Origin of the sequence: Paenibacillus vietnamensis (genome assembly GCF_020169515.1) — a bacterium.
Taxonomy (GTDB): Bacteria; Bacillota; Bacilli; order Paenibacillales; family Paenibacillaceae; genus Pristimantibacillus; species Pristimantibacillus vietnamensis.
The window spans coordinates 309,030-326,703 of the sequence record NZ_JAHMHW010000001.1 but is presented as its reverse complement, the minus strand read 5'-3'; the positions used below and the strand labels follow the sequence as shown (position 1 = coordinate 326,703).

The window sequence follows — 17,674 nt, the reverse complement described above, 5'->3', positions numbered from 1 at the left end:
GCATCAGCGCTCCAGCCGGACCGGCACTTTCGTCAATTGAATGACCTGCTGGATAATGTCCTCCGCCTTGAGTCCGTTCATTCTGGCTTCCGTTCTGAGCAGCAGGCGGTGAGCCAGCACGAATGGAGCCAGCTCCTTGACGTCGTCCGGCGTCACGAATTGACGCTGGCGAATGTACGCGCACGCCTTCGCCGCTCTTGCCAGAGCGAGCGCCGCACGCGGGCTTGCCCCGAGCATGACGCCGGCATGCTCCCTCGTGCCGCGGACCAGGCTGACCAAATACTTACCGACTGCGTCATCGATATGTACCTGCTGTGCCTGCTCCTGGAAACGAAGCATATCATGAATCTGAATCATCGGCACCACGCGGTCGGACGGATGTATTCCTTCATTAGATACGACCATGAGATGCTCGTCGTCTTCGGTCGGATAGCCGAGCGACAGCTTCATCATGAAACGGTCGAGCTGCGCCTCCGGCAGCGTATAGGTGCCCTCGAATTCGATCGGGTTCTGCGTTGCCAGCAGCACGAAAGGACTTGGCAGCTCGAACGTATCTCCGTCTACCGTCACATGGCCTTCCTCCATCGCCTCCAGCAGAGCGGATTGCGTCTTTGTCGTGGCGCGGTTAATTTCATCCGCCAGCAATATATTGGCCATGACGGGGCCGGGCCTGAATATAAAGGCTTCCTGCTTCGGGTGGTAAATGGATACGCCGGTAATATCGGTCGGAAGCAGGTCGGGATTGCACTGGATCCGGCGAAATTGTCCGCCGATCGTTTTTGCCAACGCTTTCACCAATTGCGTTTTGCCGGTGCCCGGAACGTCCTCGAGCAGAACGTGCCCTCCTGCGACAACGGCTATCAGCAGCCTTTGGATTTCTTCCTGTTTTCCTAATATACAAGATTCTAAGCTTCGTAGAATGGCAGCGCATAATTGCATGTCCGCAGGACGAATATCCATATGATTACCTCCCGAAAGTAGCATTAAAATGAGTCTCCAATACTACTATTTTACAGTACATTCTTTCGGGAGCACAAATTTTTTCACTCCAAAAAAAATTGGAAGATCCCACAGGATCCTCCAACCTCCGGCAACGCGTTACCCTTTGGGCCTGACAATCAAAGCGGCCAAAAACGAGAAGATGATCGCCGCCGATATGCCGGCGCTCGTTACTTTGAAGATGCCCGATATGACGCCGATCCATCCCGAATCGTGAAGCTCGGTCAGTGCTCCGTGAACGAGCGCGTTGCCGAAGCTCGTAATCGGCACCGTTGCCCCCGCTCCGGCGAATTTGACCAAAGGCTCGTATAAACCAACGCCATCCACAATTGCGCCGACCACGACGAGCGTGGACATTGTATGCGCCGGCGTCAGCTTGAATACGTCGAACATCAGCTGGCCCAATACGCAAATGCCTCCCCCGACCAAAAAAGCCCATAAAAAGATCATGCTCACTTCTCCTTTCCTGCACTAATGGCAACCGCATGGGCGATGCACGGAATGCTCTCGCCCTGCTGGAAAGACAATGGCGACAGCAGCGCGCCGGTCGCTACGACCAGAATTCTGCCCAGCTCGCCCTGTTTGATCCGTTTCAACAAGTGGCCGTACGTAACGACAGCCGAACAGCCGCAGCCGCTCCCGCCGGCCTGTACCTTCTGCTTGTTCACATCGAAAACCATCAGGCCGCAATCCCCGAACACCGTGTCCTTCATTGGGACACCGTTCTGAAGAAGCAGCTCGTTAGCAATCGGATGGCCGACCCCGGCCAAATCGCCCGTCACGATCAAATCGTAGTCGCCCGGCTTGCGGCCCGTATCGTTGAAATGAGCCTGTATCGTGTCGACGGCTGCAGGCGCCATCGCCGCCCCCATATTGAACGGATCCTTAATGCCCAGATCGACGATTTTGCCGATGGTAGCGCATTCCACGACAGGCCCGTCGCCTGACGCGGCGATGACGGCCGCTCCGGCCCCGGTAACGGTGTACTGTGCGGTAGGCGGTTTCTGCGAGCCGTATTCGGTCGGATACCGGAACTGCTTCTCAGCCGTGCAGTTATGGCTGCACGTCCCCGCCAATACATGATCCGCCGCTCCTGAATCGACCAGCTGCGAAGCAAGCGCCAGCGTTTCCATCGAGGTTGAGCATGCGCCGAATACACCGAGATACGGCACGCCCAAGGAGCGGGCCGCAAAGCTGTTGCTGATAATCTGGTTCATCAAATCTCCGCCGATATAGAACTGAAGCTGGTCTCGCTCGATCCGGGCGTTCTGGATCGCAAACTCGGAGGCCTGCTCCAGCAGCAGCCTCTCCGCCTTCTCCCAGCTCTTCTGCTGCATGTCCAGCTCAGGGTGAACGAGATCGAAATCGGCCGCAAGCGGCCCTTCCCCTTCGTCAGGACCTACAACGGTCGCCGCGCCGACAATAACCGGCCGGTTCTCGAACCACCACGATTGTTTCCCGCGCAGCATGTTATTGTCCCCCAGTTCCGAGAATGAGATGGATGATGCCTACAAAAAACGCGGCGACGGTACCGAATACAATAACGGAGCCCGCCAGCTTGAACATATTGCCGCCGACGCCAAGCACGAGACCTTCGCTGCGGTGCTCAAGCGCCGCGGAGCACATGGAGTTGGCGAATCCGGTTACCGGCACCGCGGAGCCAGCTCCGGCCCACTGCGCGATTTTATCGTAAACGCCAAGGCTCGTTAAAATAACGGATATTAAAATAAGCGTCGCGACCGTCGGATCGCCGGCATCCTCCCGGGTCATGCCCATCAGATGTACGTACAGCTCCGTAATTACCTGTCCGATGACGCAGACGACGCCGCCGAACAAAAATGCTTTTATACAATTGGCGAATACCGACCGCTGCGGCTCCATCGTTTTGGCGAACGATTGATATTCCTTAGGCGACATGGACATTTTTTTGTAGCGTTGACCGCCCTTGCTTTTGGTTGCCAAATGCTGCACTCTCCTTCTCTGCCGCGGTTCTTCGCTTATGAGGGCGACAATTCCCGCATCGCATCTGAATGTTCTTTTTCATTATCTGTAATTCGAGTTGGCATTATCCGAGCAAAAAAAAGGATTGCTCCATACGGCCGGGGCCGGCTTTAGAGCAATCCTTTTTCATATAAAAACAGCCATTAACAGTATAACAAGCAGCACATACAGCACAAGCACCAGTACGCCTATGCGGCCGCTCCGGCGTCTCATTCCCGCGTTCATGTCGAACCTCCCGTACCGGGCATTTGCCACCAGTATATGCGCGGAACCCGGTACAGGAGCTATTCCAAACTAACGGCATTTATGGCCATGGCCGCGTTATTCCTCGATAATCATTACACCTTTGGCGGACAGGCGGTACGTTCCGCTCACCAGCTCGCCTGTAAGCAAGTCGCGGCGCGGCTCTGCCTGAAGCTGCAGCTCGCTCGCCTCCGCGTTATGGTTCAAAATAAACGTAAAGCGCCCTCCGAATGAATCAGATCGCACAGAATGCCGCAAGCATACGTTCCGCTCAGTTCGCCTTCCGCCTTTTTCATGACAATCCGGTTTTGCAGGCCGGGCAGCAGAGCGTCGATTTCCTCCGTCCAAATGCCGAGCACCTTTCTCAGCTTGCCGGGGTATCCGCCGGTCGTCACGATGTCCGTCTCGTTCACGATGCCGCTGAAAACCGTCGTCAGGTACGTGCCTCCTCGCTCCACGAACGCCTCTACCTTCTTGGCAAAGCCCGGCTTGATCATATACATGACCGGGGAGTTGACCAGATCGTACCGGTCAAGGCTTTCTTCCACGCTTATCAGATCGGTTTGAATATTTTGCCCGAACAGGGCGTCATAATACTTATGCACTTCGTCGACGTATTTCAGCGCGATGCTCGGACCGCTCGACAGCTCCACCGCCCAGCGGTTTTCCCAATCGTATAGAATAGCAGCCTTCGCAAATTAGGCGGAACGATCTCGTCCCAATCGTAGAAGGTATGGCCCCAGAAAAACTTGTATTCCATGCCTTGTTCAGCTGTCCGACCGACCTTCAAACGTTCATTTTGCTTGGAACACGGGAAAAGAGCCCATCGAATGAGCCCTCTCCCCTTCATGCCTGTATGCTCTTATTTGGACCAAAGCGCTACGCGGTCTTTAACCATTTTCGTAAACTCTTCGTTCAGCTTCGCAACGCCTGCATCCTCCAGATCCTTCAGGAAGGCATCGTAAATTTTGTCGAAGTCTTCCGGCTTCGCAAGGATCGCTTCCGGAATGCGCTTCTTCATAATATCCTGCGTTTTTTGGAAAATAACATTCGCCTGAGAGCCCGTTTCGAACGGAAGCGTCCATGCCGCGCCGTATTTGCGCTCAGGGAATGCGTCGTCCTTAGGCCACAGATCCTTGTACGTCGTTGCGCCGTAAGCTTTCAGCGTCTTTTTGTCCTCTTCGGAGTAGCTCGTTTGAATTTGCTCAGGGAACGTCGTCGTGTAGTAGTTGCCGGACGGATCCTTAACACCGTCGCCGTAACGGGCGGACAGAAGGTAGTTGCCGATGCCGGTCGTTTTCTTGAACGTATTGTTGTCGTTCGATTTCATCGCTTGCACATCTTCAGGAATCACGCGTTTGCCGTCTACTACGTTGTAATGCTTGCCTTCGATCCCCCAGTTGACGAGCACTTGACCTTCGTCGGAAGCCAGGTAGTCCAGGAATTTGATCAGACGGACCGGATCCTGAGCGCTCTTCGTAATGCCGATGCCGAAGCCGCCCAGGTAACCTGTTCCTTGGAAGGAGTGATCCTGGTACGATTCATTCAAAGTAACAGGGAAGCGAGCATAAGTCGCGCCGAATTTGCCTTCGGCTTTCAAGGCGTTTTGAGCATCGGCATAATCCCAATCCTGGTCGATCAGACCAAGAACGCGGCCGGATGCGATTTTTGCTTTGTATTGGTCGTATTTTTGTACGAAGCTTTCTTTGTCAAGCAGACCGATGTCGTTCATGTGGTTCAGCCAGCGGAAATATTCTCTTTCTTCCGGGCGCTGGTAGTGCATAATCGCTTCATGCGTTTCTTGATCGACATAGAATTCGCCGTCGTCCGGTGCGCCGGTTGCGTAGAACGCCGGATTCGTAACGGAAATCAGGATTTGCCATTCGCCGCCGTTCAGCGACATGCCGATCGTAGGCTGGCCGTCGGCCGTTTTCGGATTTTTCTCGATGTACGCTTTGATAGCATTTTCGTAGTCTTGAACGGTTTTAATTTCCGGATAACCTGCCGCTTCAAGCACTTGGTGCTGCAGCTGGAAGCCGCCGCCTGCTTCAAAGTACGTTTGATTTACGCCTGCTTGCGGCAAAATGTAGATCGCATCGTCATCTTCGCTCCAGCGGAGACGGTTGAAATATTCGCCGTAAACCTTCTTGAGGTTAGGGCCGTATTCTTCGATCAAAGGACGAAGATCGACCAGGGCGCCAGCGTCAACCAGCTTGCCTGCGTTGCCCTTCGGCATAACGAGGTCGGGATAATCGTCGCTCGCTACCATAAGAGCGAACATGTCGGCATCCGAGCCCCCTACCGGAAATTCCTGTTTAATCGTAATCCCGGTTTTTTCTTGAATCGCCTTGCCGACTTCCGATTGCATATCATCCCAGTTCGCGTTGTTGTCGCCGGACGCGAGACGGATCGTCATTGGCTCAGTAGATTCGCCTTCATTCGCCGTTCCGTTGTTTGAACCGGTGTTAGTCCCTTCGTTGTTCGAACCGCTGCATGCCGTGACGAATACGAATACAAGTGCGAGCAACAAACTGAGGAACGTTTGCATCTTTCTTTTCATTGCTGTATTGCCTCCCTTTTTGTTTGCGTGAAGAGCTTATATAACAACAGGATACCTGCCATTACCAAAATTAACTTTTAACCGCGCCAAGCGTCATGCCTTTGACGAAATACTTTTGAAGGAACGGATACACGAGCAGGATCGGTACGGTTACGACGATAGTAATCGCCATTTTAATCGATTCCGGCGATACGGACGCGATCGCTTGCTGGGCGTTCGGGTCGCGGTAATTGCTGCCCGTCTGCGTCGAGAGCAGCACCTTCATCAATTCGTACTGGAGCGTCGTATTTTCCGCGTTCCGGTTGTTGAACAGGTACGTATCGAACCAGGCATTCCAGTGGCCGACCGCAATGAACAGCGCAATCGTTGCAAGCACGGGCTGGCAGAGCGGCAAAATAATTTTCCAGAAAATCGTCCAGTCGTTCGCGCCGTCGATCTTCGCCGATTCCTGAAGCGCATATGGAAGTCCGTCAATGTAGGAGCGGACGACGAACACGTTCCAGACGCTCAGGATAGCAGGAATGATATACACCGCGAAGGTGCCGACCAGACCAAGGCTTTTCATCAGAAGGAAGCCCGGAATCAGACCGCCTGAGAAGTACATCGTCAGAGCGAACACGACCGACATCCATCGTCTGGCCTGGAAATCGGGACGGCTTAGCGTGTACGCCATCATCGAAGCGGATATGACCCCGATTGCCGTACCAAGAACCGTCCGGATGACGGAGTTTTGGAAGCCGGTAAGCAGCCCGTCGAAGCCGAATATCGTCTCATAGTTTTTCAGCGTGAACTCACGCGGATAGATGGTCAATCCGCCTCTTACCGTATCGACCGAATCGTTGAACGAAATGGCAAGTACGTTCAGGAACGGATATAAAGTCACAATCGTGACGATAATCATGAATACATAAATGCAAAAATCGAATATTTTATCGCCGGTTTGTCTTTTTAGAGCGCCCTGCATATGCCGTACCTCCTAAATGATCGATTCTTTGGTGACCCGCTTGTAGATTCCGTTCGCAATGAAGACAAGCAGAATGCTGACGACGGAGTTAAATATCCCGATGGCCGTTCCGTAGGAATACCGGCTCATTTGAATACCGTACTTTAGCGCGTACAGATCGAGCACCTCAGAGTAATCGGAGACTAGCGGATTGCCGAGCAGGAACTGCTTCTCAAAGCCGATGCTGACCAGGTGCCCGATAGACAGAATGAACAGCACCATGAAGGTTGTCCGGATACCCGGAAGCGTAATATGCCACATTTTGCGGAATCTGCCTGCTCCGTCAACCGTCGAAGCCTCGTAAAGCTCGGGATCGATGCCGGCCATCGCCGCCAGGAAAATAATCGAATTCCAGCCCATTTCCTTCCACAAGTCCGACAAGGTGACGATGCCCCAGAACAGCTCCCCTTTGGCCATGAACTGTACCGGCGCGTCGATTACGCCAAGCCACATCAGCAATTGGTTGACCGCGCCTCCGTCCGTCGACAGCATTTTGGATACGAGACCCGCAACGACAACCCAGGACACGAAATGCGGAAGGTAGGAGATCGTTTGTACCGAACGCTTGAAAAGCTGCCCTCTCATCTCATTCAGCAATAAGGCGAAAACAACCGGAATCGTAAATCCGACGATCAATCCCATCGTGCTCATCGCCAGCGTATTCCGCAATACGATATAAAACCGTTCATCCTGAAACAGCTCGATAAAATTCTCAAGCCCGACCCATTTCTGATTTAGAATCGAATCCTTCGGCTTGTAATTTTGAAATGCCGTCAACCAGCCCCATACGGGCACATAACTGAAAATAAAAATCCAAATGACGAACGGCAGGGACATCATGTACAGGTAACGCTGCTGGAACGCCTTCGTCCAGAACCGGCTGCTCTGATTGACCGCCCCTGCCTTCGGGGCGTTTTCTGTTAGCGGTTTCATCTGTGCTCCTCCTAGTCTTTTCTGCTCCGGCAAATCGGGCACGCCGACTCTCTCTTTTTCCATCCGTGTAGCTTGCCCTCGCTTAACTGTCCTTATCATAAACGATTGCCGCCTTGTGATTACACCCGGTAAATTAGACTTAAAATCATATGAAAATACGCTCTTTCAAAGTGAATCAAGCGCTTTCATTTAACAAATGGACAAAAAAACCGCCGCAGCCCCTTCCGTCGCTAGAAACGGAAGGAGCTGCGGCGCCTATGGCGGCACTGTGCGGCTGGTTACTCGCCGCCGGATTTCCCCGGCGAGGTCTTATACGAGGAAGGCGATACGCCTTTATACTTTTTGAACTTGGCGTGAAAGTAATCCACGTTTGCGTAGCCAACCCGCTCGGATACCTGATGCACCTTGAGCCCTTCCTGCAGCAGCTCGATCGCATGCCGGATCCGAACCTGGTCCAGGTACGTATTGAAGTGCTCGCCGGTGTGGTTTTTGAACATTTTGCCGAGATAACCGCTGTTATAGTTAAACAACTCCGCCAGTGTCTCCAGCTTAATATTCTCGCTGTAGTGGCGTTCGATAAAATCCGTCATCTGCTTCATGACCGACGAGCTGTCCGCTTTTCCGATCCGCTCGGCCAAGGAGACCAGCTTCCGCTTTACTTGCTCCAGCATTTCGTCGTAGTGATGCGCCAAGTAGACGGCCGTCACGACGTTCAGATCGTCCTGGACGGAAAATTGCGGATTGAAGGTTGCCGCTTTGTTCAGGACGATGGTAAGCAGCTGCGCCCAACTCGATTTGACCGACTGCTCGGCTTCATTGTGCCTGCCGATCTGTTCGGAAGCTTCCTCCAGCGTCTTCGCGACGCCTTCCTTGCTGCCGATGTCGATCATATAGTAGAGCTTTTGCGCAAGCGAATCGATGGACGGCTCATCCCGCAGCTCCTCGCCGGTGCTATTATCCTGCCCGGACACCCGGGCCATATGAATTTGCTGGCCTTGCAGCATAAAACGTTTCTTCAGCAGCCCGCGCACCGCCTCGGCCGATGATAGCAGCTCCTCCGGCTCGCGTACGGGCTCGCTTGCGGCTGCGGCAAACCGGATCCTCTCGCCGCAGCATTCCTCGATCCACTGCCTCATCTGTTCCCGTGACCCGCTTTGCAGCACAAAATCCTTAAGAAGCACCCCAATAAACGGCTCCGCCGAAAAGACCCAACCGAGCTGCCTGCTCTCCACGACCTCGGACAGCTTCTTCCTCAGCATGGCGTTCATCGTCAGCGAATGCTCCCTGCTGTAAAGCTCGATGAGCAGCAGCTGGTATACCTTCGCAGGACTTCCGAGCAGCTCCTTCATTCCCTGCTTCTCCTGGTACCGCCCCTCCAGCCTGCCCGCCGCCAGCTGTTGAAGCAGCTCCTCGCGCAGCAGGCTTGCCGTCTGCTCCGAGCTTAACAGAAGATCGGATTGCTTCTTCAGCTGAACGCCGATTCGTTCCACGTAGCTTTCTAGCTCATCCTCGTCAATCGGCTTCAGAATATAGCCGTCCACGCTGTGGGCGATCGCCTGCTTTGCGTAGTTAAAGTCCGCGTATCCGCTCAAAATCAGAATATGGCAGGCTTTATCCGTCTTTCTGATTTCCTCGATCGCCTGCAGTCCGTCCATCACGGGCATGCGGATATCGATCAAGATCAGGTCGGGTTTCAGCTCCTGCCGTTTCTCGACCGCTTCTTTGCCGTTCGCGGCAGTTCCCGCAACCGTAAAGCCATGCTTCTCCCAGTCGACGAGCGTCGTTAACCCGTTTCGAATCATCGGCTCGTCGTCTACGATCATAACTTTATGCATATGGATGACCCCCTGTCGGAATTTCAAACGTAATTCTCGTCCCGGACCCGACGGTGCTGTCAATGACAAGACCGGAGCCTTCCCCGTAAATCATGACGAGCCGCTGATGGACGTTGCGCAGACCGATCCGGTATTCCTCTTCTTCCTCCATATCGCCCAGCGCTTCGCTGATTTCACGGATTTTCTCCTCGCTGATCCCTATCCCGTTATCGGCGACCTCCACCCAAAGACGGCTGCCGTCCACTTTTGTCGTTAACGAGACGAAGCCGCCTTCTGCGACATTCTCCAGCCCATGGACAACCGCATTCTCAATGAGCGGTTGTATGATAAGAGGGGGGACCTCCAGCCCGTTACCCGCTTCGTCAATATCGAGCCGGAAGGTGAGCCGGTCGTTGCCGTATCTGAATTTCTGGATTTCCAGGTAACAGCGGACGATTTCAAGTTCGTCCTTCAGCGCGATTTTGCGCGAGCCGACCTCCAGATTTCGGCGGATCATTTTACCGAGCATCCGAACGACTGTAGAAATTTCCTTCTCGCCTTTCAAATGCGCCTTCATCCGGATCGATTCAAGCGCGTTAAACAGAAAGTGCGGGTTAATCTGGCTGGCCATCATTTTCAGCTTGATCTCTTTCTGTCTCAGCTGAAGCTGGGCCTTCTGCTGCTGCGATTCCTTGACCTCGTCCATCAGGCCGCGGATGCTGACGACCATGTTGTTGAACTGTTTGGACAAAATGCCGAGCTCATCGTTGCCCGTAACGTTCGAAATAACGTTCAGGTCGCCCATCGCCACTTTATTCAAATCTTTGTTCAGTACAAGCATCCTCTTGGACAATATGTCGGAAAGAAAATAGATCAGGATGACGGCGATTAGCAGACTCAGCATCATAATGCCGAAGCCGAGCAGGCTGATCCGGTTTGCTCCGCTTACGATACTGTCGATCGTAAACACCGACACGATCTTGAGACCGTTGCGGCTGGAAGACGGAATGAGATTTTCGACGACGATTTTGGACGGTTTGCCGTCAAATTTGAATTCATAAGTGCCCTCGGCGATATCCGTGAGCTGATTGGCGAAATCCAGCTCGGACGTATGTCGGCCGACCCAGTCGGGATTTTTGGCGGCCACGATCGAGCCTTTATCGTCTATGATCATCGTGTCGAACGGCTCCTGGCTGATCATTGCGTTCAGCTCGCTTTGATCGACGCTGATGACGAGCACTCCGCTTGTACGGTAGGCCGGGAACGATATTTTGCGGATCAGGCTTAACGCTTTTGCATGGCCTTTCGTTTCGTCGGCTATGTACTCCCAGTGAATGCCGTCTTCCTCCATGGCCGCCTTGTGCCAATCCGTACCGGTGATCGCGTCCGTTACCTTCAGAAACTCCCAGTTATCCAGAATCGTCATATTCGTCGTATAAAACCGGATATTGAATATTTCGCTGTACAGGCGGACGTAATCCCGAAAATCGCGGTAATCCCAAAACGCCTTCACCACATCGAAGGTGGATTTGTACTGGGTATTGACGACGTTCGTCAGCCTGCTGTCGACCAGCAGCTTATCGGAAATTTCGATCGGCATGCGGATGGTGTCCGTCGTTTGTTTTTTGATCCGTTCGACGTTATTCGTAATTTGCTGCGTAGCCTGGTCCAGCACGTTTTGCCGGAAAGCCGCCGTCAAAAAAATGCCTACGATAAGGACCGGCACAAAAACAACAAGCACAAAGGAGATGATCAGCTTGTTTTTGATGCGGATATTGTTCATTTTTCGGGTAAGACTTCCGATAACTCCGAGCATGAGGCTGCCACTCTCCCTAACAGGTAAGCGTTTTCTTTGTCATTTAAAAAGCAACCTATATTATAAACGGAACGGCCTTATAAACATACATGGTCAATCGGATTTTTTTTCATATGAAAATCAGAGATGCGCGCCTTCCGGGAATCCGCTCCGTCTAGAGCGGAATCCGGTAGGAAGAATGCTGTTCGATAATATGCTCGCCTTTATTGTATATCCATTTGAAAACGAAATCGCTGCCGGTATACCCGGTTCGGCTTCGGATGTCGGGGAGGATGACGGATTCGAAGTTGGTTAGGATGACCGATTGAAGCTCCTTCAGCCGGTCCTCGTTTTGAACGCTCAGCGACTGCGCCTCTTCCTCGTCCTTCGCCGTTTGCATGAAATAAGCCAGCGCCGCTTCGCTGTCGCTGAGTCCGGCGGGCAGCGGATGGCCGGAGCCCCGGAATACTTCCTTTACCGTATCGATCCAGTCGCGGTATAAATCCATTTGAATAGCTGCCATTGTCTGTCCCTCGCTTTGTTCGTTCATTTGCCATCCTCAAGGATAACGGCGGCCATCAAAAAAATCAACTGGTGCGGATGACGATAAAAAGCCGTTCCGCCCGCAGCAGCGGGCAAAGAACGGCTTTTATTTATTTCATATGGAAATGGCTTAGCTTCACGCTTCCGCTGAGGCCGATATACAAATCTCCGTCAGGCTCGGCGCCGGTCAGCTCGATCCGTATCGTCCGCCATTCCTGTACACCTCCCGGTTCAACCGTGCAGGAGCCGATCGTGGCGCCGGACGCGCTGCCTGCGGACAAGGCAACTGCGCCGCCGGCTGCTCCTCCGGCAATACGGGCTTCGAACAAGGAAGAGCCTTTCGACCAATCGATATCGGCGAACCGGAGCCAGCCTTCGGAGCCGGACAAGCATACCGCCGTTCCGCCTTCCTTGCATTCATCCAAATAAACGCCGCTGTAATCGTCGTAATTTTCTCCGCGCGTTAGTTCAGATAAATTGCGGGCCGGTATCGTCTCGCCTGTTATGGCGATCGATGCCGTTACGCGTATATCCGCTGACGAGCCGCCTGCCGTAAATGTATATTCCGCCGACTCCAGACAGAATCGGTCACGCGTCACGTCCCAAATTGCCAGCTCTTCCGCGGGAACGTCCAGCTCGACGGTTCCGGTTTCGCCGGGCTGCAGGCTGATGCGGGCAAAGCCGACCAGCTTTTTGAGCGGACGCTGTACCCGCGACCCTTCGGTGCTCACGTACAGCTGAACGACCTCGTCAGCTGCCATTTCAGCTTCATTCGTCACCTGAAGCTTTGCAAGAACGCTGCCCGACAGTCCGTCCGTACAATTCGTCAATTCAAGCCCGCTGTAACGGAATTGCGCATAGCTGAGCCCGTGGCCGAACGGATAAAGCGGCTCCCCGTCGAAGTACAAGTACGTCCGCTTCCCCTTCCGGATATCGTAGTCCATCATGCCGGTCAGCTGCTCTTCCGACTTGTACCAGGTCATATTGAGTCTTCCGGCAGGCGAATAATCGCCGAACAGCACGTCCGCAAGCGCATGACCGAGCTCCTGGCCGGCATGCGATAAATATACGATCGCCGGAATTTGCGCATTGGCTTCATTAAGGGCGAACGGATAACTTCCGATCACGACGACGACCGTATTCGGATTGGCGGCATAAACGGTGCTGATCAGCTCGTTTTGCGCAGCTGCGAGCTCAAGTCCAGGACGGTCGATTTCCTCTTTGCCGTTAATCAGCGGGTTGTTGCCAACGACAACGACCGCCGTATCCGATGCTTTCGCGGCAGCTACAGCTTCCTCGATGCCGTCTGTAACAACCTCCCTCGTGAACAGTTCCCGGCTTCCGACATGATCGTCTTCCTTGATCTGCAGCGAGGCCGCTTCCCCTTCCGGCAGCGTCACCAGCTTGCCGTTCCATGTCCGGATCGCGAACGTTCCGGCATCCTGCGCGTCAAGCTTGAATACCTCCTTGACGTACCAGCCGAACGCTTCGGCTGCGGAAGCCGCCACCGATACGTCGTCGGCGCTGGACAGCAGCTTGCCGCTTGTCTTGCTCTCCAGCGTAAAGCTTCCCCAGCCCCAGTCGGTTACCTCGAACACTTCGCCTTCCGCGCCCGCTCCGGCGGGCTGTAAACGGGCCTCTTCGCCGGAGGAGGCGTTCAACGGCTGCCCGGTTGCCGCGGATTTCAAAATGATACGGTCATTGCCGCTGGCGAAACGGACGGTCTTGCCTTCCAACCGGCTGCTGATGCCGCCCAGCGGAGTCACCTTGTAAGGCAGCGAGCCGGAATACCAGTCGCGGTAGACGACGTCGGCAAGCGGTCCGATGACCGCAACGCTGCCGAGCTTAGAGCTATCGAGCGGCAAAGCCCGATTCTCGTTTTTAAGCAGGACGATCGATTCCTTTGCCGCTTTTCGCGACAGCTCTGCATGCTCGGGCGCACACAGCTTGGACTCCGGCGTATCGGAGTACGGCACCTGTTCAGCCGGATCGAATTCGCCGAGGCGGAACCGGACGCGGAACGTATTGATCAGCGCCTTATCCAAATCCGACTCCGCCAGCAGCCCTTCGGCAAGCGCTTCACGGATCGCCTGGCACGATTTATCCTTGTCGTCGGTAATGCTGTCGATGCCGGCCTTGATACTGTTAGCCACTGCTTCCTTGTAAGTGTCGTAATACTTGTGGTCGTTCACGATGCCAAGCAGATCCCCCGCGTCGCTGACGATAAAGCCGTTCATGCCCCATTCGCCTTTAACGACCTTGTTGACGTCCTCATGCAAAATCGTCGGCGTTCCGTTCACCGAGTTGTACGAGGTCATCATCGATTGGGCTCCGCCCTTCACGAAAGCCGGCTTGAAAGCTGCCTGATAATATTCCTTCATATTGCGGGGGTCGATGCTTGCCGAGCAGCTGCCGCGTTCAATCTCGTTATTGTTGCCGATAAAATGCTTCAAGGTGGCCACCGCTTTATAATAACGCGGGTGGTCTCCTTGAATGCCCTGCACGAGCGCCGCCGTCAGCTCGCCCGTCAGCTTCGGATCCTCGCCGTACGCTTCCTCTGTCCGTCCCCAGCGCGGATCGCGCTCCATGTCGACGGTCGGCGCCCAAAGCGTCAAGCCGTTGATCGCGGGATTGCGCTGGTAATAGACGCGCGCTTCGTCTCCGATGACGGAACCGATTTCCTTCATTAATTCCGGATTCCAGGTGCACCCGAGCCCGATCGGCTGCGGGAATGTCGTCGCTTCGCCAAGCCATGCCATGCCGTGCGCCGCTTCGGTTCCATGTTTGTAAGGCTTGACGCCGAGCCTTTCGATTTCAGGCTGATACTGCACCATCGATTCGATTTTTTCGTCAAGCGTAAAGCGGGAAACAAGATCGGCTACCCGCTCTTCAAGCGGAAGCTCTATATTTTGAAAGGGAAATTTCGTATGGATCGTCATTGTTCTGTTCTCTCCTCATCATGAAATGTTGTGACGGTGTACCATGCGCCCGCAGTAGTCCGGAATGGCCGGGAAGCGTCGACCGTCCGGCCGTCCTCGGCTCTGACGATGAGCTTCTCATGGCTGCGCAGGCTGCAAAGTGAGCCATGCGTCGACCGGATGCATGCTTCCGTCAGCTTCCCTGTCTTCCAATGCAGATCGACGATAAACCCGCCTCTCGCTTTCAAGCCTTTGGCAAAACCGTCCGGCCAAGCGGCAGGAAGCGCAGGCAGCAGTTCGATGCCGCCTGAATGGCTTTGCAGCAGCAGCTCGGATATGCCCGCCGCGCCTCCGAAATTACCGTCAATCTGAAACGGCGGATGATCGTCGAACAAATTCGGGTGGGTCGATCGCGCCAGCAGCGTCCGGATAAAGCCGTAGGAAGCTTCCGCATCGAGCAGCCTGGCGTACAAGTTGATCAGCCAGGCGCAGCTCCAGCCCGTATGGCCTCCGCCGCTCTTGATCCGGCTTTCAAGCGACCGTCTGGCAGCTTCGACCAGCTCCGGCGTATGTTGGCGGTTGATCGAAGTCCCCGGATACAAACCGTACAGATGCGATACATGCCGATGGCCGGGCTCATGCTCGCCGAACGGCTCCAGCCATTCCTGAAGCATGCCGTCCTTCGAAATTTGCAGCGGAGCAAGCTTCCCGAGAGCCGTCTTCAGCTCCGTCGCAAACCCGCCATCCGTCTGCAGCAGCTCCGCCGCCTCGATGCATTGCAGAAACAGCTCCCGGATCAGCGTCATGTCCATCGCAGACGCCGCTGCTGTACTGCTTACGCTGCCGTCCTCCGCGATAAATTTATTTTCCGGCGACGTTGACGGCGAGGTAATGAGACTCCCTTCCGTATCCTCATGCAGCCAGTCCAGGCAGAACAAGGCGGCCCCCTTCATGAGCGGATAGGCCTGCCCGCGCAGGAAAGCTTCGTCCGGATTGTACAAATAATGCTCCCACAGGTGCTGAGTCAGCCACACGCCCCCCATCGGCCAGAACGCCCAGCTCGGATGTCCCGCCGTCGGCGTCGACGTGCGCCACAAGTCAACGTTATGATGCGCCGTCCACCCGCGGCAGTCATAATGAATCGCCGCCGTGCGGCTGCCGTTCGCGCTCAGCTCCCCGATCATCCGCAGCAGCGGCTCGTGGCATTCGCTCAGGTTGCCGGTCTCCGCCGGCCAGTAGTTCATTTGCGTATTAATATTCGTCGTATAATCGCTGTTCCAGGGCGGCTGCACCCGGTCGTTCCAAATGCCTTGCAGGTTGGCAGGCTGCGTCCCCGGACGCGAGCTGGCCATGAGCAAATAACGACCGAACTGAAAATACAGTGCCTCCAGCTGCGGATCTCGTTCGCCCCGCTTGTACGCTTCGAGGCGCTTATCCGTCGGCAGCTGCCCGTTCGGCGATTGGCCAAGCTCCAAGCTGACGCGCCGGAAGAGACTGCGGTGATCCGCTGTATGGCGTTCGCGCAGTTCTTCGTAGCCGCGGGCGAATGCCGCCTTCAAAATCGCCTCGTTCCGTACGTTCAGCTCCTCCGCCGGCACCGCAGGCTGAACGTCATACCCTTGGAAGCTGGTCGCAGCGCTGAGCAGCAGTAAGACGCACCGCGCCCCTCGGATGTGAAGGCGCGACTCACCGTCCACGCTCGCCGATCCTCCGTCCAGCTCCGCCCTTATCATCGTCTCATACGTAATGCCGCGATCCGACTCGTATCTGACCGCATGGGGGTGATCCCCCAAATAATTGTCTGCGACATGACTCGGGCAGCGGCCAAACAGCTGCAGGGTGCGGCTGTCATCCGAGGACAGCACGAACCGGACCTCCGCTTTCATAGACAGAGTCAACTCGAGCGTATGCTCGCCTTCCGCAAGGTATCGGATGGCCAGCACCTGATCGACTGCGCTGACGAACGTTTCCCGGATGTAGCGCGTACCGCCGGCATTGAAGCTGACCGATGCCAAACCGGCGTCGATATCAAGCTGACGGACATAGTTTTCGATGGAACCGGAACTGCCTTCATCGGAAGCTTTCCCATCGCCGCCCAGCTGCACTGCGTCTCTTGCGCTTGCCGTTCCGAAATGCTGCTCGATGTACAAGTCAGCCATCGGCTGGTAAGCCTCAACATTCGTACCGAGCATCTTGTCCTGTACCAGCTTCTCCGCTTCCGCGTAGTTTTTATCCGCAATGAGCTCGCGCGAACGCTTCAAATAACGTAAAGCCTCATAATTGTTCGTATCCCGCGGAAAACCCGACCATAACGTATCTTCATTTAATTGAAACCGTTCCTTGCCGATGCCGCCGAACACCATCGCGCCCAGCCTGCCGTTGCCGACCGGCAGCGCTTCTTCCCACTTGGCGGCCGGCTGCTTATACCATAAAATCAAAGAATGCTCCTTCGTTTCCGATTGTCCCATTCGTCCATTCTCCTGTTATCGTTTTCATGGTTTGGTTAGAAAACGTCATAATTCATCATAAGACACAGCTTCCCCCTACAGTACCCTGTAGATTTCGTGAAAATTCATATGGAAATTAGCGGTCGTTGGCGGAATGAACGGGATGGAATTCACAATAACTTCAACTCCGATGCATCTTCCCTTCCAGCTTCCTGATGTACTTCGTACATCAGAAATACAATCAGGAGGGGATCAGTTCCTCTCTGATGCACTTCATGCAGCAGAATCTCATGAGATGTTCACAAAAACGGCATCTGTCCCCTATTTAAGTTAAATCTGCTGTAGAAAGTGCTTCAGAGATGTGATGGGATATGGTCGTGCGAGGTTTCTGATGTAAAAACTGCAGTGGAAGGTGTTC

Annotated in this window: 13 protein-coding genes and 1 pseudogene; all 14 read right to left on the bottom strand. The window is 54.5% G+C overall.

Annotated features, from left to right (window positions below; all coding sequences use genetic code 11):
* Positions 1 to 3 precede the first annotated feature (3 nt).
* The 14 genes and pseudogenes from KP806_RS01235 to KP806_RS01175 all read right to left on the bottom strand — a co-directional run bounded on the left by KP806_RS01235 (position 4) and on the right by KP806_RS01175 (position 17,277).
* On the bottom strand, positions 4 to 960 hold the full coding sequence (locus tag KP806_RS01235; protein WP_224721738.1) for an AAA family ATPase: 957 nt from the start codon (positions 958 to 960) through the stop codon (positions 4 to 6).
* A 138-nt stretch (positions 961 to 1,098) separates the two neighbouring features.
* A complete protein-coding gene (gene spoVAE, locus KP806_RS01230) occupies positions 1,099 to 1,449 on the bottom strand; it encodes a stage V sporulation protein AE (RefSeq protein WP_224721737.1) in 351 nt (116 codons plus the stop codon).
* 2 nt (positions 1,450 to 1,451) lie between these two features.
* Positions 1,452 to 2,468, bottom strand: a complete 1,017-nt coding sequence (gene spoVAD / locus KP806_RS01225) for a stage V sporulation protein AD (RefSeq protein ID WP_224721736.1) — start codon at positions 2,466 to 2,468, stop codon at positions 1,452 to 1,454.
* Position 2,469: 1 nt separating this feature from the next.
* Positions 2,470 to 2,961 carry a stage V sporulation protein AC gene (gene spoVAC / locus KP806_RS01220; protein WP_224721735.1) on the bottom strand — a complete coding sequence of 164 codons (492 nt, stop codon included), beginning with the start codon at positions 2,959 to 2,961 and terminating at the stop codon, positions 2,470 to 2,472.
* Positions 2,962 to 3,321: 360 nt separating this feature from the next.
* Complete coding sequence (locus KP806_RS27915; protein WP_397376341.1) at positions 3,322 to 3,450, bottom strand: Beta-galactosidase C-terminal domain; 129 nt, start codon at positions 3,448 to 3,450, stop codon at positions 3,322 to 3,324.
* Positions 3,451 to 3,461: 11 nt separating this feature from the next.
* A pseudogene (locus KP806_RS01215) lies at positions 3,462 to 3,938 on the bottom strand (beta-galactosidase trimerization domain-containing protein); the annotation flags it as partial.
* Positions 3,939 to 4,105: 167 nt separating this feature from the next.
* Positions 4,106 to 5,803 (bottom strand): ABC transporter substrate-binding protein, encoded by a 1,698-nt coding sequence (locus KP806_RS01210; RefSeq protein WP_224721734.1) that lies wholly within the window; start codon positions 5,801 to 5,803, stop codon positions 4,106 to 4,108.
* Positions 5,804 to 5,873: 70 nt separating this feature from the next.
* A complete protein-coding gene (locus tag KP806_RS01205; protein WP_224721733.1) occupies positions 5,874 to 6,767 on the bottom strand; it encodes a carbohydrate ABC transporter permease in 894 nt (297 codons plus the stop codon).
* 12 nt (positions 6,768 to 6,779) lie between these two features.
* Positions 6,780 to 7,739, bottom strand: a complete 960-nt coding sequence (locus tag KP806_RS01200) for an ABC transporter permease (RefSeq protein ID WP_224721732.1) — start codon at positions 7,737 to 7,739, stop codon at positions 6,780 to 6,782.
* Between the two features lie 278 nt (positions 7,740 to 8,017).
* Positions 8,018 to 9,574, bottom strand: coding sequence for a response regulator transcription factor (locus KP806_RS01195; protein ID WP_224721731.1), 1,557 nt, complete (start codon positions 9,572 to 9,574; stop codon positions 8,018 to 8,020).
* Entirely contained in the window at positions 9,567 to 11,369 is a 1,803-nt protein-coding gene (locus tag KP806_RS01190; protein WP_224721730.1) for a sensor histidine kinase, read from the bottom strand. The genes KP806_RS01195 and KP806_RS01190 overlap by 8 nt, the downstream gene beginning before the upstream one ends.
* Positions 11,370 to 11,523: 154 nt before the next feature.
* Entirely contained in the window at positions 11,524 to 11,898 is a 375-nt protein-coding gene (locus tag KP806_RS01185) for a hypothetical protein (protein WP_224721729.1), read from the bottom strand.
* A gap of 103 nt (positions 11,899 to 12,001) precedes the next feature.
* Positions 12,002 to 14,830 carry a glycoside hydrolase family 3 C-terminal domain-containing protein gene (locus KP806_RS01180; protein WP_224721728.1) on the bottom strand — a complete coding sequence of 943 codons (2,829 nt, stop codon included), beginning with the start codon at positions 14,828 to 14,830 and terminating at the stop codon, positions 12,002 to 12,004.
* Positions 14,827 to 17,277, bottom strand: a complete 2,451-nt coding sequence (locus tag KP806_RS01175) for a glycoside hydrolase family 95 protein (protein ID WP_224721727.1) — start codon at positions 17,275 to 17,277, stop codon at positions 14,827 to 14,829. The genes KP806_RS01180 and KP806_RS01175 overlap by 4 nt, the downstream gene beginning before the upstream one ends.
* Positions 17,278 to 17,674: the final 397 nt, after the last annotated feature.

Excerpts from the sequence above, each read along its gene's own strand:
- KP806_RS01205 (WP_224721733.1), bottom strand. The coding sequence starts at position 6,767 with ATGCAGGGCGCTCTAAAAAGACAAACCGGCGATAAAATATTCGATTTT.
- KP806_RS01200 (WP_224721732.1), bottom strand. The coding sequence starts at position 7,739 with ATGAAACCGCTAACAGAAAACGCCCCGAAGGCAGGGGCGGTCAATCAG.
- KP806_RS01180 (WP_224721728.1), bottom strand. The coding sequence starts at position 14,830 with ATGACGATCCATACGAAATTTCCCTTTCAAAATATAGAGCTTCCGCTT.
- spoVAD (WP_224721736.1), bottom strand. The coding sequence starts at position 2,468 with ATGCTGCGCGGGAAACAATCGTGGTGGTTCGAGAACCGGCCGGTTATT.
- KP806_RS01235 (WP_224721738.1), bottom strand. The coding sequence starts at position 960 with ATGGATATTCGTCCTGCGGACATGCAATTATGCGCTGCCATTCTACGA.
- KP806_RS01195 (WP_224721731.1), bottom strand. The coding sequence starts at position 9,574 with ATGCATAAAGTTATGATCGTAGACGACGAGCCGATGATTCGAAACGGG.
- spoVAE (WP_224721737.1), bottom strand. The coding sequence starts at position 1,449 with ATGATCTTTTTATGGGCTTTTTTGGTCGGGGGAGGCATTTGCGTATTG.
- KP806_RS01175 (WP_224721727.1), bottom strand. The coding sequence starts at position 17,277 with ATGGGACAATCGGAAACGAAGGAGCATTCTTTGATTTTATGGTATAAG.
- KP806_RS01190 (WP_224721730.1), bottom strand. The coding sequence starts at position 11,369 with ATGCTCGGAGTTATCGGAAGTCTTACCCGAAAAATGAACAATATCCGC.
- KP806_RS01185 (WP_224721729.1), bottom strand. The coding sequence starts at position 11,898 with ATGAACGAACAAAGCGAGGGACAGACAATGGCAGCTATTCAAATGGAT.
- KP806_RS01210 (WP_224721734.1), bottom strand. The coding sequence starts at position 5,803 with ATGAAAAGAAAGATGCAAACGTTCCTCAGTTTGTTGCTCGCACTTGTA.